The 21,273-nt window shown below is 67.5% G+C and carries 20 protein-coding genes; 5 read left to right on the forward strand and 15 right to left on the reverse strand.

Annotated elements, in window-relative coordinates:
• Nucleotides 1–130 precede the first annotated feature (130 nt).
• From OG804_RS19620 to OG804_RS19630, 3 genes are all read left to right on the forward strand, one after another.
• On the forward strand, nucleotides 131–1,171 hold the full coding sequence (locus OG804_RS19620; protein ID WP_328388567.1) for an NAD(P)-dependent alcohol dehydrogenase: 1,041 nt from the start codon (nucleotides 131–133) through the stop codon (nucleotides 1,169–1,171).
• 83 nt (nucleotides 1,172–1,254) lie between these two features.
• A complete protein-coding gene (locus OG804_RS19625) occupies nucleotides 1,255–2,547 on the forward strand; it encodes a TetR/AcrR family transcriptional regulator (protein WP_328388568.1) in 1,293 nt (430 codons plus the stop codon).
• Nucleotides 2,548–2,992: 445 nt separating this feature from the next.
• Nucleotides 2,993–3,418, forward strand: a complete 426-nt coding sequence (locus OG804_RS19630) for a CAP domain-containing protein (protein WP_328388569.1) — start codon at nucleotides 2,993–2,995, stop codon at nucleotides 3,416–3,418.
• A 33-nt stretch (nucleotides 3,419–3,451) separates the two neighbouring features.
• On the opposite strand, the gene OG804_RS19635 is transcribed toward OG804_RS19630, so the two are convergent.
• Genes OG804_RS19635 through OG804_RS19685 form a run of 11 tightly spaced genes read right to left on the reverse strand, consistent with a single transcriptional unit; the run spans nucleotide 3,452 to nucleotide 13,339 of the window.
• Nucleotides 3,452–4,207: a hypothetical protein gene (locus OG804_RS19635; protein WP_328388571.1), complete on the reverse strand. Its 756-nt coding sequence runs from the start codon at nucleotides 4,205–4,207 to the stop codon at nucleotides 3,452–3,454.
• A gap of 12 nt (nucleotides 4,208–4,219) precedes the next feature.
• The gene (locus OG804_RS19640) at nucleotides 4,220–5,398 is read right to left on the reverse strand and encodes an MCE family protein (protein WP_328388573.1); all 1,179 of its coding nucleotides are present in this window, start codon (nucleotides 5,396–5,398) and stop codon (nucleotides 4,220–4,222) included.
• Nucleotides 5,395–6,534, reverse strand: coding sequence for an MCE family protein (locus OG804_RS19645; protein ID WP_328388575.1), 1,140 nt, complete (start codon nucleotides 6,532–6,534; stop codon nucleotides 5,395–5,397). The genes OG804_RS19640 and OG804_RS19645 overlap by 4 nt, the downstream gene beginning before the upstream one ends.
• On the reverse strand, nucleotides 6,531–7,631 hold the full coding sequence (locus OG804_RS19650) for an MCE family protein (protein ID WP_328388577.1): 1,101 nt from the start codon (nucleotides 7,629–7,631) through the stop codon (nucleotides 6,531–6,533). Before OG804_RS19650 ends, OG804_RS19645 begins: the two co-directional genes overlap by 4 nt.
• Nucleotides 7,628–8,662 carry an MCE family protein gene (locus OG804_RS19655; protein WP_328388579.1) on the reverse strand — a complete coding sequence of 345 codons (1,035 nt, stop codon included), beginning with the start codon at nucleotides 8,660–8,662 and terminating at the stop codon, nucleotides 7,628–7,630. The genes OG804_RS19650 and OG804_RS19655 overlap by 4 nt, the downstream gene beginning before the upstream one ends.
• Entirely contained in the window at nucleotides 8,662–9,684 is a 1,023-nt protein-coding gene (locus OG804_RS19660; RefSeq protein WP_328388581.1) for an MlaD family protein, read from the reverse strand. Before OG804_RS19660 ends, OG804_RS19655 begins: the two co-directional genes overlap by 1 nt.
• Entirely contained in the window at nucleotides 9,684–11,171 is a 1,488-nt protein-coding gene (locus OG804_RS19665) for an MlaD family protein (RefSeq protein ID WP_328388583.1), read from the reverse strand. The genes OG804_RS19660 and OG804_RS19665 overlap by 1 nt, the downstream gene beginning before the upstream one ends.
• 6 nt (nucleotides 11,172–11,177) lie before the next feature.
• Nucleotides 11,178–12,041 carry an ABC transporter permease gene (locus OG804_RS19670; RefSeq protein ID WP_328388585.1) on the reverse strand — a complete coding sequence of 288 codons (864 nt, stop codon included), beginning with the start codon at nucleotides 12,039–12,041 and terminating at the stop codon, nucleotides 11,178–11,180.
• 1 nt (nucleotide 12,042) lies between these two features.
• Entirely contained in the window at nucleotides 12,043–12,906 is an 864-nt protein-coding gene (locus tag OG804_RS19675) for an MlaE family ABC transporter permease (RefSeq protein WP_328388587.1), read from the reverse strand.
• Entirely contained in the window at nucleotides 12,900–13,115 is a 216-nt protein-coding gene (locus OG804_RS19680; protein ID WP_328388589.1) for a hypothetical protein, read from the reverse strand. The genes OG804_RS19675 and OG804_RS19680 overlap by 7 nt, the downstream gene beginning before the upstream one ends.
• Nucleotides 13,115–13,339 (reverse strand): hypothetical protein, encoded by a 225-nt coding sequence (locus OG804_RS19685; protein WP_328388591.1) that lies wholly within the window; start codon nucleotides 13,337–13,339, stop codon nucleotides 13,115–13,117. The genes OG804_RS19680 and OG804_RS19685 overlap by 1 nt, the downstream gene beginning before the upstream one ends.
• A 275-nt stretch (nucleotides 13,340–13,614) precedes the next feature.
• On the opposite strand from OG804_RS19685, the gene OG804_RS19690 reads away from it, so the two are divergent.
• Nucleotides 13,615–14,523, forward strand: a complete 909-nt coding sequence (locus tag OG804_RS19690; protein WP_328388593.1) for an oxygenase MpaB family protein — start codon at nucleotides 13,615–13,617, stop codon at nucleotides 14,521–14,523.
• Nucleotides 14,524–15,556: 1,033 nt separating this feature from the next.
• On the opposite strand, the gene mftG is transcribed toward OG804_RS19690, so the two are convergent.
• The 4 genes from mftG to mftA all read right to left on the reverse strand — a co-directional run bounded on the left by mftG (nucleotide 15,557) and on the right by mftA (nucleotide 20,246).
• Nucleotides 15,557–17,014 carry a mycofactocin dehydrogenase MftG gene (gene mftG, locus OG804_RS19695; RefSeq protein ID WP_328388595.1) on the reverse strand — a complete coding sequence of 486 codons (1,458 nt, stop codon included), beginning with the start codon at nucleotides 17,012–17,014 and terminating at the stop codon, nucleotides 15,557–15,559.
• Nucleotides 17,015–17,029: 15 nt separating this feature from the next.
• Nucleotides 17,030–18,430, reverse strand: coding sequence for a mycofactocin biosynthesis glycosyltransferase MftF (gene mftF, locus OG804_RS19700; protein WP_328388597.1), 1,401 nt, complete (start codon nucleotides 18,428–18,430; stop codon nucleotides 17,030–17,032).
• A gap of 194 nt (nucleotides 18,431–18,624) precedes the next feature.
• Nucleotides 18,625–20,130: a mycofactocin radical SAM maturase gene (gene mftC / locus OG804_RS19705; protein ID WP_328388599.1), complete on the reverse strand. Its 1,506-nt coding sequence runs from the start codon at nucleotides 20,128–20,130 to the stop codon at nucleotides 18,625–18,627.
• Nucleotides 20,131–20,147: 17 nt separating this feature from the next.
• Nucleotides 20,148–20,246: a mycofactocin precursor MftA gene (gene mftA, locus OG804_RS19710; protein WP_328398539.1), complete on the reverse strand. Its 99-nt coding sequence runs from the start codon at nucleotides 20,244–20,246 to the stop codon at nucleotides 20,148–20,150.
• Nucleotides 20,247–20,573: 327 nt separating this feature from the next.
• On the opposite strand from mftA, the gene mftR2 reads away from it, so the two are divergent.
• Nucleotides 20,574–21,224, forward strand: coding sequence for a mycofactocin system transcriptional regulator MftR2 (gene mftR2 / locus OG804_RS19715; protein WP_328398541.1), 651 nt, complete (start codon nucleotides 20,574–20,576; stop codon nucleotides 21,222–21,224).
• Nucleotides 21,225–21,273 lie beyond the last annotated feature (49 nt).

Genomic DNA, 21,273 nt, shown 5'->3' on the forward strand with positions numbered 1-21,273 from the left:
GGACCGCCCCGCGACGCCGCTACCGGATCGTGCCCTCGAATACCCACGGCGCGGTGACTCCCGAACTAGCCTGGTCACTGCCGTTACACCTGCACGCACCCAGTCGCTCGGCTCAGAGAGGACAGGCGCTATGAAGGCACTCCAGTATGTGACCGTCGGTGCGGAACCGGAAGTTCGCGAGATCCCCACCCCCGAACCCGGTCCCGGTGAGGTTCTGCTCCAGGTGACCGCCGCCGGAGTGTGTCATTCCGACGATTACGTCATGAACAACCCGCCGGAGATGTTCGGCATCGAACTGCCGCTGACCCTCGGTCACGAGGGCGCGGGCCGGGTCGCCGCCCTCGGCGACGGGGTCCGGGGGATCGATATCGGCACCGATGTCGTGGTCTACGGCCCGTGGGGCTGCGGGAACTGCTGGTTCTGCGCGCAGGGCTTGGAGAACTACTGTTCGCGAGCCGCTGAGCTGGGCATCTTCCCGCCCGGGCTCGGCGCTCCGGGCGCCATAGCGGAGTATCTGATCGTCGATTCCGCCCGCCATCTGGTCCCGATCGGCGACCTCGACCCGGTGGCCACCGTGCCCCTCACCGATGCCGGCCTCACCCCTTACCACGCGATCAAACGCTCGCTGGACAAGTTGCGCGCGGGCTCCTGGACGGTGGTGATCGGCAGCGGCGGGCTCGGTCATGTCGCGATCCAGCTGCTGCGGCACCTGTCCCCGACCCGTGTCATCGCGTTGGACGTCAACGACGAGAAACTCGATTTCGCCCGTTCGGTGGGCGCGCACGAGGTCGTGCTCTCCGATGAGAAGGCCGCCGGCAACGTCCGCAAGATCACCGGCCCGGGCGGTGCGAGCCTGGTCCTCGACTTCGTCGGCTACCAGCCGACCATCGACACCGCCATGGCGGTCGCCGGGGTGGACTCCGATGTCACGATCGTCGGGATCGGTGACGGCAAGTCGGCGGCGCGCGTCGGGTTCGGTGTCAGCCCGTACGAAGCGACCGCGACCTCGCCGTACTGGGGGGCGCGCGCCGAACTCATCGAATTGATCGACCTCGCGCACGCCGGGGTGCTCGATATCGCGGTCGAGCGGTTCAGCCTCGACGAGGGCCCCGAGGCGTATCGGCGGCTCGCGGCAGGAACGCTGCGGGGACGTGCGGTGATCGTGCCCTAGTAGCGCGGGCGCCGACCGCAGAAAACTACACCTGACCGGGGTGCGCGGCGTTGTCGCTGGTGAGCCGACGTTAGGATTGCGGGATGAGCGTCGACAATCGCCGGGCCCGGTCGTCCTCGCCGTCAGCGGGGGCGAACGGGCGTGACGAGCGCGGCGCCGGTGCGGCCCGCGTCCCGGAAACGGAGAGCGACGCGGTGGCACGTCCGGTCCGGCGGCGGCCCAAGAACCGGCGGGCCCAGATCGCCGCGGCCGCGGCCAGCGCCTTCGGCTCGCAGGGCTACCACAGCGTGAGCATGGAGGATATCGCCGGCGGGCTCGGCATCAGCTCCGCGGCGCTGTATCGGCACTACCCCAGCAAGTACGCGCTGTTCCAGGAGGAATCGCTGCGGGTCGGCCAGGCGATGGCCGAATCGGTCCGGCTGCCGTCCGACACCGCGGACCGGCCGCCCGAACAACTCCTGCGCGAGGTGCTGACTGCGTTGAGCACGGTAACCGTCGCCAACCGGGCCAGCGTCGCGCTGGTGCGCTGGGAAGGCCGGTACCTCGAGCCTGCCGACCGGGAGATCCGGGCCGGGCAGCAGGCCGCGGTACTGGATGCCCTCGATACCCGGGTCGCCGCCTATCGTCCCGGAACCAGCGGCGGCGACCGCGCCGTCCTGGTGGTCGCCATCCTGTCCGTCATCACCAGCATCGCCGACCATCATGCGACCCTCCCCGCGAAATCGCTTGCCGGGCTGCTGGTTTCCACCTGTGTGGAACTGGCGGGAGTCGCGCTCCCGCCGCCCGCCGATATCGAACCCGCGCCGCCGGTGGAGATTCCGGATTCGTTCAAACACGAACTGCTGCTGCGCAAGGGCGTCGAACTGTTCCACGCTCGTGGCTACCCGAATGTGAGCGTGGAGGATATCGCCACTGCGGCAGGGCTTTCCGCGGCGTCGGCGGTGTACCGCTTCTATCGTGGGAAGAGCGATCTGCTCGCCGCCGCTTTCCGGCGCGCCGCCGAACGGGTGTCGAGCGCCATCGGTCCCGCCGTAGCGGCGGCTTCTGGACCTCGGGACGCGCTGGACTCGCTGATTCGCCAGTACGTCGAGGGTTCCTTCGCGGAAAGGGAACTCACCTTCGTCTACTACACCGAGTTCCAGCATGTCCCCATCGAAGAACGGGCCGCGCTGCGCAATGTGCAGCGGCTGAGCGTGGAGGAATGGGCTCGCCTGGTCCGGCAGGTCCGCCCCGAACTGTCGGGCCCGCAGGCCCGCTTCCTCGTACACGCCGCATTCGCATTGGTGGTCGACCTGGGCCGGGCCTTCGGCACGGTCGCGGCGGCGTCCGAGGAACGCGTGGCCCTGCTCATGCGCACAGTGCTGAACGGCCGGTGATCATCAGGGCCGGGCCGGCCGCCGCGCGGCGACCGGCTCGGGTACCCGGTGGCCGCGTTGCCGCTGCTTCCGGCGCCGCGCACGACCGTGGATCCGTAGGCGGATCGCCTGGAATCGAGCGCGGTTCGGAAAATGGTCGGGCCGTTGCGATCCATTGGTACGTACGCAACGAATGAAGGGGTGCTGCTCGCAGACTCACTCCGAGTTCGGAAGTGAGCCGATGCAGTTCTGGACCCGATGAATTGGAGTGTGCATGCGCGAACTCGTGTCTTCCTCCCCGCCTTCGCCGACGCGAGTTCGGCTGGGACTGCGCGGACGTGCGACTCCGTTGCGGAATTCCTGCGCCGCGATTGCTCTCGCTGTGGCCGCGGTTGTCGGCGGGTCGCTCACGAATGCCGTTCCAGCGCAGGCGGATCCTGCTACGCAGGCCTTTCGTGACGAGGTTGTGGCGGAACACAACCAGGCGCGGGCCCAGTACGGGGCGCGGCCCCTGACCTGGAGCGATTCGCTGTACCCGGCCACCCTCGAGTGGGCGACTCAATGCAAGTTCCAGCACTCCCAGCCCGGGGGGAAATACGGCGAGAACCTCTACGCCTTCGGCGGCACCGATACCGGCACCGCCGTCAAGGACGCGGTCGCGGCCTGGATGGCGGAGGCCGCCGAGTACGACTACGCCAACCCGGTCTTCTCCAGCGCGACCGGCCACTTCACCCAGGTGGTGTGGAAGTCCACCACGCAGGTCACCGCGGCCGTCGTCAGCTGCCCGGCAGGCAGCATCTTCCCCTCACCCAGCGTATTCGTCGTGGCTCGCTACAGCCCGCCGGGGAACTTCCAAGGGCAGTTCGGCGAGAACGTAGGCCGCCGGACATAGCTCGAGACCGAGGCGGTCCGGGCGCCGCTCGAGTCACAGCGTCGTGTTCATCTGGTCGACCAGCCACCGGCCGTCGGTTTTCTCCATCCGCATCACCATGGCCAGTTGGCCCGGTGTGGGTTTTCCCCGGGTGCCGAGGCTGGTGATGGTCTGGCCGATCACCACGACCGCCTCGGCCGAGGTGGCGTCCGCGGATTTGACCGCGCATTGGATGTCACCCGCCGTCGACACCACTTCACCGGCGGCCAATGCCTCGCGGAGTTCGCCCGTCGTGGATTCGAACTCCTTTTTCCAAGCACCGGTAGCGCCGTCGAGGACCGCGGCGAAGTAGGGGTCCAGGTTCGCGGCGTCGTAGTTGGCCAGGACGGGCGCGTAGCGGCAGGCGGCGCGACGCGCTTCTTCCTGGGTGGTCAGCAGGTTGTCTTTATCGCGCTCCTGCACGAACAGGTACCCCGCGACACCGATCGCGGCGATCAACAGGACAACCGCGGCCACGAGGCTGGGGAGCAGGACGCGACCGGATATTCCGCGGTCCACCGGTTTCGTCCGGTTGCTCGCCGTCTCGCCGGCATCCGGTTCGACACCGGATTTCATTGTTTCGGACGCTGCATCAGCTCCCCCGACACCGCCGGGCTCCGGTTCGGTGGGTTCCACCGAGACGGCGGCTTCCGCTGCCCGGTGCGCGCTCGGCACGGCATCGCCCGCGACTTCGGCACTACCGCTCCCTGATTCGGCCGGACCAGCGAGTTCCGCTTTCCCGGAAGGGGTTTCCGGCGGTGTTCCACTCATTCTCGACTGCTCCTAACGACCGGGAACGGGAAGGGACAATTCGTCACCGCTGACCCCCGGCGGCGGCCCGGCCGTCGTGTCGGGCACATCGGGCCGGGGCGCGTTGGCGGAGCCGCGGACCTGCAACGCGGGGTCGTCGGTGACGCAGTAGTTGTAGAGCCGCACCCGGGTATCGGCCCGCTCGGTGGGGACGACCGGGACTGTCTCGTAGTCGCAGGTGGGGCGCGGCCAGATATCCACCAGGGTGTTGAACACACCGTTCCGCACCGGGATGCCGAGCGCCTCGGTGCCCACCCGCAGGCCCGGGAACAGCGCGGCGATCGCGGGCTGCCGTAGTTTCGCGGCGCGGGTGATGGCCAGGAAATTGGTCACCAAATTGGTGATCGGGTCCTGGGTCTCATCGATGAATCCGCCCACGGTGGCCAGTTGGCCGGGGGCGAGATCCAGTAGGCGGCGCACTTCCTGGTCGGCGGCGGTGAGCTGCCCGAACAGCACCCCCGCGCTGCCGGTGAGCGTGCCGAGGTCCGGTTGTGCGTACTGGGTGGTGTCGGCGATGACGGTGAGGTTCTCCAGGAGTTGCCGGGTCTGCGGCAGCAGCTGTTCGAGACCGGCCATGGCCCGGCTGATTCCGGAGACCATATCGCGCAACCGGTCCGGGCCCCCGGCCAGTGCTCTGTCCAGTTCGTCCACGATCACGGTGAGCCGATCCGGGTTGAGCCCGTCGATCATGGCGCTCATATTCGACAGCAGTGATTGTGTGGTCACCGGAATCCGGGTTCGCTCTGCCTCGACCCGATCGCCGTCGCGCAGGTACGGCCCGGATTCGCTGTCGGGGCGGAAGTCCAGATATTGCTCGCCGACCGCCGAGAGCCGGCCGACGGCGACGGTGCCGCCGACCGGGATCCGGATATCGGAGTCGATCTCGGCGACCGCATCGATCCCGGTATCGGAGACGCGCACCTCGGCGACCCGGCCCACGCGGGTGCCGCGGAAGGTGACATCGTTGTGCGCGAGCAACCCGCCCGACCCGCGCAGTTCCACGGTCACCCGGTAGGTGGCGTCGGGCAGCAGGTTGAGCCGCAGCACCTCGGCGCCGAGATATCCGCAGCCGACGACCAGGACGACGACCAGGCCGATATTCGCGACCCCGATCCGATGCCGCACCAGCCAGTTCCAGAGTGGAATGTTCACCGGGCGCCTCCCTGCGGGGCCTGCGGTGCGGGGGCCGGTTGCGGCGGACTGCCCAGTCGGCCCTGGATCTTCTCGATCACCTGAGCGAGGCTGCCGATGAAAGCCGGCACGTCCGAACCCTGCGGCCAGCGACTCTTGCTCGGATCGGTCAGCGCGCCGATGCTCAGATACGACACCGACCCGGCGACGGCCAGCGCGGGACCTTCGAACGACTGTTCCAGCGAGGGATACAGCGTGTGCAGACCGTTCAGGGTCTGCCGCAGATCGTCGCCCATCGCGGTGAATCCACCCATCAGCCGCCGGATGCTGTCGAACAGTCCGATGAATTCGGGGCTGGTGGTATCGGTGAAATCGCCCAGCGCGGCCATGGTCACCGAGATCTTCTGGATGAGTCCGGTGATATCGCGGTTGTTCGCCGCGACCACGCCCAGCAGGTCGGGGAAGGTGTCCGCGGCCTGCCCGAGTTCCTGTTTCCGGGCCGCGAGTTCGCCGGTGAGCACGTTCACTCCCTGCAGCACCTGGTCTATATCGGCGGTGCGGGCGTTCAATGCGGTCAGCACCTGGGTCATCTCGGTGAGCAGATGGGCCAGTTGGGGGGCGCGCCCGGCGAACATGGAGTTCATTTCGGCGGTGATCCGCGCCGCCTGGTTCAGTCCGCCGCCGTTGAGCAACAGCGAGACCGAGAGCATGAGTTCTTCCACCGACGCGCCCGCGCCGGTGTGGTCGGTGTCGATGACATCGCCGTCGCCGAGCAGCTGTGCGTCCGGTTCGGCGCGCGGCAGGGTCATGGCGACGAAGATGTCGCCCAGCGGTGTGCCCTGCCGGAGTTCGACGGTGGTGCCACGTGGCAGCTGGATGTCGGCGCGGATCAGCATGTCCACATCGGCGACGAAATCGGTGGTGGAGATACCGGTCACGACTCCGATATCGGTGCCGCCGATCTTCACGTGCGCGCGGTCGGGCAGGTTGAGGGCGTCTTCGAAGCGGGCGCGCACGGTGTACCCGGGCCCCCCGATCCCCGGCTCGGGCATCGGTACGTTCTCCACGGTCACCGCGGTGCACCCCGGCGCCGCCAGCACGGCGGCGCTCGCCACGACCGCCAGGATTCTCCGCGATATCCGCGTCGCGTCCGTCATCGCGTCATCCCCAGTAGTGCGGCGGTGAGCCCGAAATCGGGTCCGAAGTCCTGGACCCGGCCGGTGCGGCAGCCGTCGGCGCGCAGCTGGATCCGTTCGCAGAAGGTGGACAGCACTTCGTTGTCGAGCAGTGTCTTGTCCAGCAGCGCGTGCACCCGGAAGGCCTGGTGTTCGTGGCTGACGCTGTTCGCCAGGTTCTGGAACAGCAGCGGACCCACATCCATCAGTTCGGTGAGGCCCCGCGCATTGGTGCGCATCTGGGCGGTGATGTCGACGAACCGCTGCAGGGCGCCGGCCAGCTGATCCCTGTTCTGCCCGACCAGCGTCGAGGTGTTGTTCACGAAATCGTTCAGCTGGGCGAGCACTGCCTGCAACCCGGGCGATTGTTCGCCCATCAACTGCACCATCTCGGTGAGGCGGGCGCTGAAATCCCGGACGGTCCGATCGTTCTGCGCGATCACCTGGGTGACCGTGTTGAGCTGGATGATCGTATTCGCGATCTGGTCTTTGTCGGCGAAGGCCACTTCGAAGGCCGCGGACAGATCGTCGAGGGTTTCGCGCAGTCGGTCACCGTTGCCGTCGAGCAGCGGGAACAGCACCCGGCTGGCCAGCGGGCCCGCCTGATTGTCGCCTTTGAGCGCCGCGCCGAGCTGGTCGAAATTCTCCAGGATCCGGTCCAGCTCCACGGGAACGCGAGTGCGTTCCAGCGGGATGTGGGCGCCGTCGGTGAGCACCGGTCCCGCGCCGGTGTAGGCGGGGGCGAGTTCGACATGCCGGTTGGTGATGAGCTGCGGGGAGATCAGCGCGGCCATGGCGTCGGCGGGCACCCGCACCTCACGATCGAGAGCCATCCCGACTTCGACGTACCGGCCCCGCGGGGTCACCGTTTCCACCCGGCCCACCGGTACGCCCAGCACCGCGACTTCGTTACCGGCGTACAGTCCGGCCACATTCTCGAAATCGGCGGTGACTCTGATGTGTTCACCGAGATACTGGTCCGGCAGCCCGGCGATGCTGTCCGGCAGCACCGAACAGCCCGCCGCGCAGAGTCCGGCGATACCAGCCGCCACAATTCGGATGATCGTCCGCAGTCTCATTTCCCGCACCCCTCGACTACCTGGGCGAAGCACAACCAGTTGTCCGGGAAGAACCACGGCGCCCACACTTCCGCGTAGGGTCCGTTGCCCAGCACATTGTTGAACTGGCGCATCGTGACCGGAGTGATCTGATAGATCCGGTCCAGGTTGTCCTTGTTCTTCTGCAAGCCCTCGGTCATGGTGTTCAGGTTCTGGATCAGCGGCCCGAGCTGGCCGTTGTTCTCCACCCCCATATCCCGCAGCAGCCCGGACAGCGCGGCCACATTGTCGAGCAACCGGCGCAGCGAGTCCTGCCGCATCGCCACCGCGTTGCCGATCGCCTCACCGCGGGTCAGCAGCAGCAGCACGCTGTTCTGATTGTCGGAGACCAGGTGCGATACCTGGTCCATGCTCTGCAGCAGTGTGTCCACCTCGTCCCGTCGCGCGTTGATGACCCGGGCGAGCGCGCCGATCGAATCCAGCGCGGTCACCGCGAGATCCGGGGAGTCCCCCATCTGCTGGGCGAAAGCGTCGAGGGCCTGGCGGAGCTTGACCGGGTCGATCCGCTCGATTCGTTCGAACGACGAGGTGTAGGTCGGGTCCTGGATCACTTTCGCCAGGTTGTACGGCACCGCCGTATCGGCCAGCGGGATACGGCCGTCGGCCGATTCCGGGCCCGTTCCCGGTATCAGTTCGATATGCAGCCGACCGAGGATCGTCGACATCTTGATCGCCGCCCGGGCGTCTTCGGCGATCCGGATATCGCGGCTGATCTTCATATCCACCTCGACCCTGTCCCCGGCCAGGCGCACGGTCCGGACTTCGCCGACCTCGATGCCGGACACATCCACCGTCGCGCCCGCCCGCAGTCCCGCGGCCTGGGCGAATTCCGCGGTCACCGTCTTATCGGCGACCCGCAGTTGTGACACCGCACTGGACCCGAGCAGCAGCACCGCCACCGCGCCGGCGGCGAGCACCCCTTGCCACAGGTACCGGTTCTTCGAATACCGCGGGAGCTTCCGCAGCAGTGCGGTCCGATCGAATCGCGCCATCAGCGGCACACCTCCGAGTGGGCATCGCCACCGATCTGCGTGAACAGACCGGGCGGGAGCAGCACACCCCACAGCGAGACGTCCAGGCTGCACAGATAGGCGTTCCCGTAGGCGCCGTAGCTGGTGAACCGGGCGAGGCCGTTGAGCACGTTCGGGAGTTCCACCGCCGCCTGGTCCAGTGCGGCGCCGTTGACCAGCAGTAGTTCCACCGCGCTGGTCGCCTCGCCCTGCGCGCGCACGATCTCGGGTTTCACCCTGGTCACCAGGGTGGTGAGTGAATCGGTGGAGCGCGCCACCTGATCCACCGAAGTCTTCAGCGTCTCCCCTTCGGCGTAGAGCGCGTCCATGAGGCTTCTCGTCTGGGTTATCAAGGTCTCCAACTCCTGGCTGCGGTTCGCCAGACCGGAGAGGACGCTGCTCAGGTTGGTGATCACCGCGCCCAGGATCTCGTCGCGCTGTCCGAAGGTGTCGGCCAGTTCGGCGGCCTGGGTGATGAGCGCGCTCAACGAGACCCCGTCGCCCTGTAGTGCCTGGATCAGCGTGTCGGACAACGAGTTCACCTGGTCGGGTTGCAGCACGCTGAACAGCGGTTCGAATCCGGACAGCAGCGCCGAGACATCGAAGGACGGTTCGGTGCGTTCCACCGGGATATGTGCTCCCGGCGGCATCCGGGTGCCCGGCTGATCACCCGGCAGCAGCGCGATATACCGCTGGCCGATCAAGTTCTGGTACCGGACCAGCGCCTTCGTGGTGTCGGTGAGCCGCTGCCGCTGTTCGATCCGCAGCACCAGGCGGGCCTGGTAATCCGGTTCGAATTCGATCGCGTCGACCCGGCCGACCCGCACGCCGGCCATCCGCACATCGTCACCGATCCGGACACCCATCACATCGGTGAAGGTGGCCGAATAGGTTTCGGTCGCACCGGGCACCGACCGCTGCAGTGTCGACCAGATCGTGTAGGTCAGCACGATCGCCAGCACCGCGAAGAGGCTGAATCCGGCGAGTGTTCGCGCGGTGCGCATCAGGCGTTCTCCTCGGCATAGACAGTGATGGTTCCGCCCGCCAGCACCGAGGTCAGCAACAGCACTTCGACCGTGGACGGTTCCCGGCCGAGCAGCGCGGCGACGGCGGCCCGTCCGCGCAGTTGCGCGATCGGCGCACCGGAGGGGGTGCCCGGGTCGAGTGCGGCCGCCGGGGCCGGAGCACCGGACGGGGTCGATATCCCCGACGGAACCGGCGCCGCCGGAGCACTCGGGAACAACGGCGCGGTGAGGCCCGGGATCGCCGGTAGCCCGGGTAGCTGCGGAAACAGCTGAGTGGGCGGGGCCGGTGCGCCGGCGGGCGCGGGCGGCAGACCCGGAATCGGCGGCGCGGGTTTCGGTCCCGCGCCCGCGAGCCAACCCGGCAGCAGGTTCGGCGGGTACTGCTGCGGCGGCGCCGCCTGCGGAACCGTCGCACCGCCGCACCGCGGCCCGTACATCTGGCCGTAACGCGGGCAGTCCTTCGCCGTGTACTGCTCGAACGGCGTGAACGACACATCCAGCTGCCAGCGCATCTGTTTGCGCGGACCCCAGCTGAACGACGGCGACAACCGTTGCAGGGCGATATTGAGATTTGCCACCGCGGTGGGGATCGCCTCCGGGTCCTGCGCCAGCGAACCGAACAGACCGTCCAGGCCCGGAACCAGTTCCTTGGCCGCGTCCGGGTTCCGGGCGAACAGTCCGTTCACCGAATCCACCGCACCACCGGCACTGCTGAGCATGGCGACCAGATTGTCCCGGCGTTCGGTGAGGGTGCGCGCCGTCGTCACCGATTCCGACAGCACCCCCACCAGTTCCGGCGCCGACCGGCTCAAGGCCATGGTCGCGCGCCCCAGATCGCCGAGCAGCTCCCCCATTCCGTCGACCCCGCGTACCTCGGTGACCCAGCTGTCGAGTCGCGCCACCGTGGATCCGGGCGCGCGGGCTGCGGGGTCGAGCGCCGCGGCGAAAGTGGCGAGCACCCGGCCCAGCTTCTCGGGCTGGATATTGTCCAGCACATCGCGCAGCACAGTGAGCGTGGACTGCAATTGGACGGTGCCGGCACTGGTGTCCTCGGCGATCTCCGCGCCGGCGCCGAGCCGACCCGGGGCGGGCCCGTTGTCGACGAGTTCGATCCCGCTGACACCGAACAGGTTGTTGGGCACCACCCGCGCGGTGACATTGTCCGGGACCGTCGGCGCGACGGCGGGGTCCAGATCGATGTCGACCCGCTGCTGCTTACCCGCGGCGGCCACCTCGACCGCGGCGACGGCGCCCACCACCATGCCGCGGAACTTCACATCGGCGCGCGCCGGCAGCCCGTCGCCGGTGCTGGTGAGGGTGGCCCGGACCGGGACCCGGTCCGCGAAACGCCCGGTGTAGCGCAACCCGAGCAGGGTGAGCAGAACGGCCAGCAGCAGGATCATCGCCAGTCCCGCCACGGTCGTATGCCAGGGTCGCGGCCCGCGGCCGCTGTGATCGATGAACATCGGCGGCTACCCCGAGATCCGGAAACCGGGGTCGATGCCCCAGATCGCCAGGGTGAGGAACAGATTCGCGAAGACCATCACGACGATCACCATCTTGATGGCCTGACCGGCGGCGACGCCCACTCCTTCGGGTCCGCCGACGGCGAAGAACCCGTAATAGCACTGGATGAAAGTGGCGAGCAGGACGAACACCACGACTTTGAGCAGTGAGTAGAAGAGGTCGGGCCCGACGAGGAACTGGAAGAAGTAGTGGTCGTAGGTCCCCGCCGAGGTGCCGCCCAACAGCAGCACCGACAGCTTCGTCGCGAGGTAGGCCACCGCCAGCCCGACGCTGTAGAGCGGGATGATCGTGACCGTGGCGGCGATCATCCGCGTGGTCACCAGATAGGGCAACGGCCGGATGGCGATGGACTCCAGCGCGTCGATCTCCTCCGCGATACGCATCGATCCCAGCTGTGCGGTGAACCGGCAGCCAGCTTGGATCGCGAAGGCCAGAGTCGCCAGAATCGGCGCTAACTCCCGAGTGGTCGCGAAGCCGGAAATGGCGCCCGTGAGAGGCCCCATCGTCAGCAGATTCAGCGCGGTGAACGATTCCATGCCGACCGTGATCCCGCCGAACCCGCACAGGATGATCACCACGCCGACGGTGCCGCCGCCCACGATCAGCGAGCCGTTGCCCCAGCCCACGTCGGCGGTCAGGCGCAGCACCTCCTTGCGATAGTGGGTGAGCACGAACGGAACCGCGGCCAGGCCCCGCACGAAGATGATCGCCTGGTGGCCGAGCTTGCGATTGGCGTCGATCGGTTTCGCGGCGGCCACGGCGACGAACCGCACCGGTTTGAGCGCCGGCGGTGTGTACGAAGCGGCCACGTCAGATCACCTTCGTCGGGAAGAGAGTGTTGTAGAGCTGGGTGATGATGATGTTCGTGGCGAACAGCATGAGCGCGGAGGACACCACCGCCGAGTTCACCGCGTTGGCCACCCCGCCGGGACCGCCCTGAGCGTGTAACCCGATATCGCAGGCGATGATCGCGGTCAGGATTCCGAAGATCGCTGATTTGACCAGTGCGACCGCCATATCGTTGGCCACCGCGAACGACGCGAAGGAACTGATGAACGAGCCCGGAGTCCCGGCCTGGGCGTAGACGTTGAACATGTAGGCGGTGGCGAAGCCGACGAACACGATGAACCCGCACAGCAGCATGCTCACCAGTACGGCGGCCGCGAGCCGGGGCGCGACGAGCCTTCGTACCGGGTTCACGCCCATCACCATCATCGCGTCGATCTCCTCCCGGATGGTCCGGGAGCCGAGGTCGGCGCAGATGGCCGAACCCACCGCCCCGGCGATCATCAGCGAGGTCACCAGCGGCGCCCCCTGCCGGATGATGCCCAGGCCGGCGACGGCGCCGATGAACGTGGTCGCGCCGACCTGGTTGACCAGGGCGCCGATCTGGATCGACACCACCACCGCGATCGGCACGGCGACGAAGATGGTGGGTGCGGCGGACACATTCGCCATGAACCCGCACTGTTTGACGAACTCGCCGAACGGAAAGCGGCGGGCGGCCACGGATCTGACGATTTCCACCACGGCCTCGCGGCCCAGGGTGACCTGGCGGCCCAGAGTTTCCAGCGAGCGCTGCGGATGCCGTCGCCACAGCCCTTTCAGATCGTCGACCGCCTGTTCGAGGTCGGTGCGCTTCTCCGGTGTCGCACCGGCATCGGTAGTCACCATGGCAGTTCCAGACCATTCGTATCGATATCGCCGCTCAGGTACTGCTCGACCAGCATCAGTCCCACGCCCACCACCGCGAATCCGGCGGTGAGCACGCAGCTCAGCGCGACCCAGAGGCCCAGCCGGAGCACGGGATTCACCGTCGTTCGCCCACCGAGGATCTTGACGACGATCACCATGACGTCGATGAGCCACACCAGAGCCATCATCAGGTCATGCACACATTCGCGAAGGTGAGGACGGGCCAGCACACGATGGAGCCGAGAAACGAGATGATCACGTCCGAGCCGTGCATCTCACGCAGATGCGAGGTATGTGTCAGAGTCCAGACAGTCCCGACGAGCCCGTAGGGCACGCCGAGGATGATGACAGTGCCGAGGAACTCGGACACCTTCATCTCATAGCTGAACAGTCGATCCAGCCGTGCGAGCATGTGGCGTTCCTTCCTGCGCCGGTCCGTCACGCCGCCGCGGGGGCAACGTCTCAGACGGTCCGACTGGACGCGAATGTTACGCACGATTCCGGGTCACTCGTGCCGTTTTCGCCAAGATTTTCGGCGCGAATATCCGCTCTAGTCGGCTGTTCAGGATGGCATCCACGGTCCTCGACAGCAGCCAGGTAAGTTAGCGTCAGTTCCGAGAATTTCAGCATCGGCTACCAGAATCGGTAGTAACTTATCCGGCAACGCTCCCCGGGGAAAGGACCCTCATGACCGCCGTCGCACACTCCCAGCAACCCGATGTGCCGCAGCCCCCGCCCCTCGGGCGCACCCGCATTCCGATCAGCACCACCCACCGCCCGTTCACCGAACGCCCCCTCGCCCTCACCGACGCCCTGGATTTCTGGCAGTTCGCCGGCGCGGCGGCGAATGTGATCATGCAGATGGCGAATCCCGGGGTGGGTTACGGCGTCGCGGAGAGCAGGGTCGAATCGGGCTCGCTCATGAAACGCCCGTGGAAACGCGCCCGCACCACAACCCAGTATCTGGCCGTGGCCATTCTGGGCGCCGAGGAGGAGAAGAAGGCATTCCGGGAGGCAGTGAACGGGGCACACCGGCAGGTGCGCTCGGAACCCGGCGCGGCGGTGAAATACAACGCCTTCGACCGTGATCTCCAACTCTGGGTGGCGGCCTGCCTCTACATCGGCTTCGAGGACACCTACCAACTGTTGTCCGGGAAGATGAATCCCGAGCAGGCCGAGGACTTCTACCGTTCCTCGTCGTCTCTCGGGACCACCCTGCAGGTCACCGCGGACATGTGGCCCGTCACCCGCGCCGCATTCGACGAATACTGGACGCATGCCTGCGCGGACGCGGTACTCGACGACTACGTCCGCGCCTACCTGAACGACCTACTCGACCTCCGGATGATCCACTGGTATCTACGCATTCCTTTCCGCGGCCTGCTGAGATTTCTGACCATCGGCTTCCTCGCCCCGCATTTCCGGGAGCAGATGAGGGTCGAGTGGAGTGCCGCCGATCAGCGCCGCTTCGAACACCTCTTCCTGTTCGTGGGCTTCGTCAACCGCTTTATCCCTCGCTTCGTCCGGCACGGCGGCAGCCACGCCCTGATGGCCGATGTCCGCCGCCGCATCACGAAACAGAAGCGCCTCATCTGAGCCCGCCGTGGTGGACGAAACCTCCGACCACCAGGAACTCGAATACCGAGCGTCGGTACGAATCCATTCCGACCACAGTGCGCCGGTCAGGTAGACACTATCTGCGTAGATCTCACCTACACAGGTTCGCGCAGCAGGTAGCGGCAGACCGATAGCCCGCCACGTATGTTTCGTGGGATCCGACAAACGGCTCGAAACCCGTTCGACGACCACGACCTTTCGGTATTGCAGAAGTCCGCTACGCAGATCCCCGGTTACGAGCCCGGAGAATCCGGACTGGTCATCGCCACCCGGTCAGGAATACGCGCACGCCGACCTCGCCCGGGGTCCCGACGAGGTGCTTTCGCGTGGAGATGAGCATCTTTGACGCGCTCGCCCCTCGCACGAGAGCCAGCACTCTGCGCCCGAGAATCCTCACCGGACAGCCGCCAGGCCGCACCCGAGAATCGCGAGGTCGCGGAAAGTTCGCTGAGTCTTCCGCACCGGCGCCGTACCTTCCCCGAGTCCGGCGCCGGGTGCGGATTCCCGGGTGGCCGTATCACGTTGCCGCAGCGGGCCACCCGAGGGACCAGAGTACTTGCTCGCGGCGCGATAGCCGGGAGATCGGGCCGGGGTGTCGAAAATGGAGATGCAATATTGCGCGGCGCCGCTTGCTATTTCGACGAGAGGGCCCCGGTGAGCTGTATCCCCGACCGATACAGCTCACCTACCACACCGGTTGGCCCGGCGCAGGCGGCTGGGGCGAACCGATAGGGATCGGCTATACCTCAGAGCAGGCGATTCGCAATCGGGCGGCGGACCGTATCCGACCTGCCCACTCGGGCCGACGGCACACCCGGCCGGCGAATCGCACCGGAGGAAAGTACCCCAACCGACCACAGCCGCGCCAGCCCGAATTCGAGGCCCGCACGCAACACCCGGTCCGCGGCCCGCGAACGGTTCGCCACCTATTAGCGCGACAGCGACTGGCCCATGTATCGAATAATGTTTCGCCTCAGGACTTCCGGCGCGCCGGACCGCTCTCGGATCCGGTTCAGCGCAGATCCACGGTGGCGCGTTCGGCCAACAGCATCACCGTGGCCTGGGGACCACGGCTCAGCGGCACCGGCACCACCGACAGATCCACCACCGACAGACCGTCCACCCCGTGCACGCGGCACCGGTCGTCGACCACCGCGCGAGGATCGTCGGCACGACCCATCCGGCAGGTCCCCGACAGATGCTGCGACGTGCCGAGCCGATCGTGCAGCCACCGGTCCGAGATCTCCCCCGGTCCGCCGACGGATTCGGCCGACATCGTCTCGAGGATCTGCCCGGTGAGTTCCACGGCCGCGCGCAGCCGGGTCCGATCGGCATCCGTCGCGAGATAGCCGTACTCGATACGGGGCGGGGTCAGCGGGTCGGCCGTGGCCAGCCGGAGGCGCCCCGAACTGGTGGGCCGCATCAGCGATACACCCATCCGATGCACTCCGGGCGCGAAGGCGACCGTATAGGGCCGGATCTCGATATCGTCGAGCTCCAGGACGTATTCCAGCGGTACCGCCCGGCCCGACGCGGCCGGATGCAGATAGTCGATCCCGATCTCCGGATGGTCGGTGACCCACTCGCCGACGGGCGCCGCGGCCACCAGCGGAATGCCCAGTGCCGCGGCCTGCTCGGCCGGCCCGATACCGGAACGCAGCAGCAGCGCCGCCGATTCGATCGCGCCCGCGCACAGCACCACGCGATCGGCCCAGATCGTCTCCGGCCGGCCCCCGTACAGGCAATCGGCGCCGACGACCCGGGTGCCCCGAAAGCGCAACCGGGTCACCCGAGTGTCGCCCAGCACGCTCAGATTGGGACGCGACAGCGCGGGCAGCAGATAGGAGTGGGCGGGCCCGATCCGCCGGTGCCGCCCGGATCCATCGGGCGGCCCGACCGTGCACGGCACCGGACCGACTCCCGATTCGGGACCACCGGGCAGCGAATTCCAGTCCGCGACCTCGCCGAACCCGAGTTCCCCGCAGGCCGCCCCGAACTCCTCCACCAGCCGGGTGGGCCGCGCTATCCGACGCACCGACACCGGGCCGGCCCGGCCGTGGCCGGGGTGGTCCCCGTAGTCGTGGTCGTTCTCCAGGGACCGGAAGTAGGGCAGCAGTTCCGCGAAATCCCAGGATCGTGCGTCCACCTCCGCGCTCCAGGCCGCGAAATCCCGGGCCGCGGCGCGGATGAAGTAGCAGCCGTTCACCGAACCGGAGCCGCCGATGCCGCGACCACGCACGATCTGCCCCGGCCGGTCCGGCGTCAGCGCCACCGGATACCGCCACAGCCACGGCGCCCGGTCGTCGAGCGGCAGTGCCCCGCTATCGGCCAACTCCGGTGGGAATTCGGCGGCCGAGGCCCAGAACCCACCCGCTTCCACGACCCGGACCCGGTGATCCGGGTCCTCGCTCAGCCGGGCCGCCAGCACACAGCCGGCGGTCCCGCCACCGATGATCAGCGTGTCGACCACGGGTAGCCGATCCGGCTACTGGGGAGGGGCGGTCGGTTTCAACGCCGCCGGGCTGCCCGCCCGCAGCGCGCCCAGCCACAGGCCGGTGCCGTACCCGATATCGTCGACCCGCCGGAACGCGATATAGCGCAGCGGATCCAGCCCGCCCGGCTCCCGGTGGGTGTACCAGTCGACCACGCCCTCGGCCGTGGCCAGCGTGACCGCGATCTGCCGGATCCGGCGTGAGAAGACCATGGCCGCGAGGGTTATCGGCCAGTAGTGCCGGCACATGGCCGAGGAGATCCGCCACAGACCCGCGAAGAAGCCGCGGGCCACGTAGATCGCCGCGACACCGGTCGGATTGTCGACCCCGGCGAACGCGCGCCGCAATCGGCGCAGCGGCAGCAGCAGGGTGAGTACCGCGCCCAACACGCCCCAGCGGGTACGGGTTGCCAGGAACAGCGCGGCGACCGCGGTCCATTTCGGCACCTGTAGCGGCGACACCATGCCCGCGTGCCGGTCGCTGAGCGGGGCGGCGCCGGTGCCGTAGAACAATTTGCGCCGGAACCAGTCCCGGAACGACACCCGATGATCGTGCGCGACATGCGCGGCCGGTTCGTACCGGGCCCGCCAGCCCGCGCGCTCGAGCCGCCAGCACAGGTCGACGTCCTCGGCGACCTGCATGGTCTCGTCGAAACCGCCCTCGGCTTCGATCACCGAGCGCCGCACCAGCAGTGCCGCACTGGGCACATACGACACGACCCCACGCGATTGCACCGCCGATTCGCGCCGGCCCAGATCCAGCGAGGATCGCGCGTGCTCGTAGCGGGCCAGCGTATTGGATTCCGGGTCCAGCGCCACGATCCGCGGCGCGACCAGGGCGACCTGCGGATCGCTGAAATGTCCGAGCATCACTTCGAGCCAGCCGCTGCGCGGCACCACATCCGAGTCGAGGAAGGCCACGAACTGGGTTGTCGCGGCCCGCAGCCCGGTATTGCGGGCGGCGGCCGGGCCGCGACTTCGTTCATGGCGCAGCACCTTCACCCGGCAGCGGTCGGCGTGCTCGTCGGCGATCCGGACCTGTTCGTCGGATCCGTCGTCGACGACGATCACGGTATGGCCGCGCAATGCGGCCAGCAGCCGGTCCAGCCCGCCGGGATTGTTGTGCAGCGGGACGATGATCGTCACGTCTTCCGGCGACGGCAGCAACCGCGGCCGCGGGTTGGCCACCCCGGAATCGAGTAGTCGTCTGGCAACCACCGCCGATTGCGGACTGTTCACCTCGAGATAGCCGTCGCCGATCATTTCGGCGGCCTCCGGGGCCAGTCGTAGCAAACGGGCGGGTGAACCTCCGATCAGGATGCGACCCCCCGAGTATGCGCGTACCCGTGGGTCGATCCGCACCCCGAATCCATCGGGCAGGCGATCATTGCGCATTCCACGGATGGTAACTGCCGATTCGATACAAGACATCAGCAGTCCGGGAAAAAGTGCTCCGATCCGGAGAAATTCCCGGAACCGCCCTGAGTACGGGCATGAAATAGGTCACCGGCCCGGTTGCACGAGCATGAAAAACCGCCCGGAGCAACGGGCTGGCTACCGTTACTCCGGGCGGTCGCGTCCAACAATTCTCAGCCGAGCGGACTCTCGTCGCACGCGCGCGCCGGGGGCCGCGCGGGCGGCAGCAGGGTCAGCGGAATCGGGCCGCCGGAACGCGCGCGACGCGGGGCGCTCTTGCGGGAATGATCCACCGCCGGACGCGGGATCACCCGTCCGGTGGCGGCCAGCGCCGCTTCCCCGTAGCCCTGAACGCATTCGGGGTCCGGCCCGTCGGCGGGCAGTCCGGTGAAGAACTTCGCCGCCATGCACCCGCCGCGGCAGGAGTCGTAGTGCGCGCACGAGGTGCAGGCCCCGCCGCCGCTGGGCTCCCGCAGTTCCTCGAACAGCGCCGATTCCCGCCATACCGTCTCGAAACCGCCGTCGGTGACCACGTTTCCGGCATGGAACTTGTCGTGGATCGCGAACGGGCAGGCGTACACGTCGCCCAACGGATCGACCAGGCAGACCACCCGCCCGGCCCCGCACATGTTCAGACCCGGCAGGGCCTGGCCGTAGGCGGAGAGATGGAAGAACGAATCCCCGGTGAGGACCCCTTCACCGTTGCGGACCAACCAGTCGTAGAGCGTGCGCTGCTGTTCCGGCAGTGGATGCAGTTCGTCCCAGACGTCCGCGCCGCGGCCCGACGGCCGGAGCCGGGTGAGCCGCAGGGTGGCGCCGTAACGATCGGCGATCTCCCGGAATTGATCGAGCTGGTCGATATTGTGCCGGGTGGCCACGACGGACAATTTCGCGTCCCGGAAACCGGCGTTCGCGAGATTCTCCAGCGCCCGGATCGCCGTATCGTAGGAGCCCGGACCGCGCACCGCGTCGTTGACCTCCGCGTCGGCGCCGTCGAGCGAAATCTGGACGTCGACATAATCACTGGCGGCGAGCCGCTGCGCGATTTCGGGGGTTATCCGCACGCCGTTCGTGGAGAACTTCACGCCGACCTGGTGCGAGGTCGCGTAATCGACGAGTTCCCAGAAATCCGGACGCACGGTGGGTTCGCCACCGCCGATGTTCACGTAGAACACCTGCATCCGCTGGAATTCGTCGATGAGCGCCTTGCACTGTTCGGTGCTGAGCTCCCCGGGATCGCGTCGCCCGGACGAGGACAGGCAGTGCACACACGAGAGATTGCACGCGTAGGTGAGTTCCCAGGTGAGGCAAATCGGAGCCGCCAGCCCGGATTCGAAGCGGTCCACGAGCCGCACCGCGGGGTCGGCCGGACCCACCCCGGTGAAGGGCGCGGGCTCGCTGAGCGCCGCGGTGGTCGGCGCGGGCCGGATCATGTCCGAATCGGCCAGATCGGCGAGCGCCTTCACATACGGATCGGCGGCCGAGTCACCGATCCCGGCGGCCCGGATGGCCGCGCGGGCCGAGGCGTGCCCCGGCAGTGAGCGCACGATCTCGACGATCCGCGGATTCTTCAGGAACGACAGTTTGCGGGTCCCGAAGTGGTACAGCAGCGCCCCGAAGGGTTCCGGGCGCAGCGCCACTCGGGGGTGCAACTGCCAGCGCGTTTCCAGATCGAGCATCGTTTGGCTCCCGCCGGTCAGTAGACGCCGCACATACCGTCGATGGACACCTCTTCGATCAGTGATTCCTCGATCACGGGCGCCTCTTCGGCCGCGTGCGTGTCAACGGAACCGATCGGGCCGCGGTGATCGGTTTCGGCTTGTCCGAAGGAACGGTTGTCCGCCATGGCTACCTCCACAGATTTGGTGCCTGCGCCGGCCGTATGCCTGTCCGGACCATCTCCGCGGTACCGCTGGAGGTACCGCCGGTGGCCCCCGGCACAGTGCCGGCGCCGCGGTCGCACGATGCGACTGCCGTCACACCATAACGTCATCCACTGACAAAATGGAACAGTTTTCGGGTAATGTCCGCGCTCGGGCCGTCACGCGACCTCTAGACTGCGGGGGCAAAGCAGCTGAACAGAACGTGACGGGCGGTCGCCGCTCGACGTGTAGAGGTGGCAATGGGAGTCGTGCGGATGCAGACGAGCGGGGGTGGGGGCGGTAACGGCAGTACCCTCTCGGAGACCGAGATCGTCGAGGCGGCACTTCGTGTCGTACGAGCCGACGGGGTGGAGAAGTTATCCATGCGCCGGCTCTCGCGCGAACTCGGCGTCTCCCCGATGGCGCCGTACTACTACGTCGCCGATAAACGGGAGCTGCTCGACCTGGTGGCCACGGCCGCGCTGACCGGGGTACGCAAGCCGCCGCCGGAATCGGGCCCGTGGCAGGACCGGCTGGTCGATCTGCTCGCCCAGATCGACGAACGCCTGCGCCGGCATCCCGGGCTGGGCGACGTCCTGATCGAGCAGATGCTCGGCAAGCAGCTCGATCTGATCGCCGCGATCATGGAGATCTTGTACGAAGCCGGTTTCGAGGACCGCAATGTCCTGGCCGGTTACGCCACCATCCACACCTACCTTTTCGGGCGGCGCCGGGTGAACCCGCGCAACCTCGACACCCCGCCCGATGTGGTGATGCCGGAGCGAGTTGCCCGCGCAATGGAATACCTGCCGGATCTGCGCGGAAAGTATTCCTACGATTTCGGGGTGGGCGTACTGGTCGCCGGCCTCGAGGGCCAGCTGGCGCGCCAACAATCGGCCGACATAGGCTAAAATTGAAACACGTTCTAGTTTTGCCGTAGGCTCGACCTACCGGCTACCA

The sequence above is a fragment of the Nocardia sp. NBC_00416 genome (assembly GCF_036032445.1).
GTDB lineage: Bacteria > Actinomycetota > Actinomycetes > Mycobacteriales > Mycobacteriaceae > Nocardia.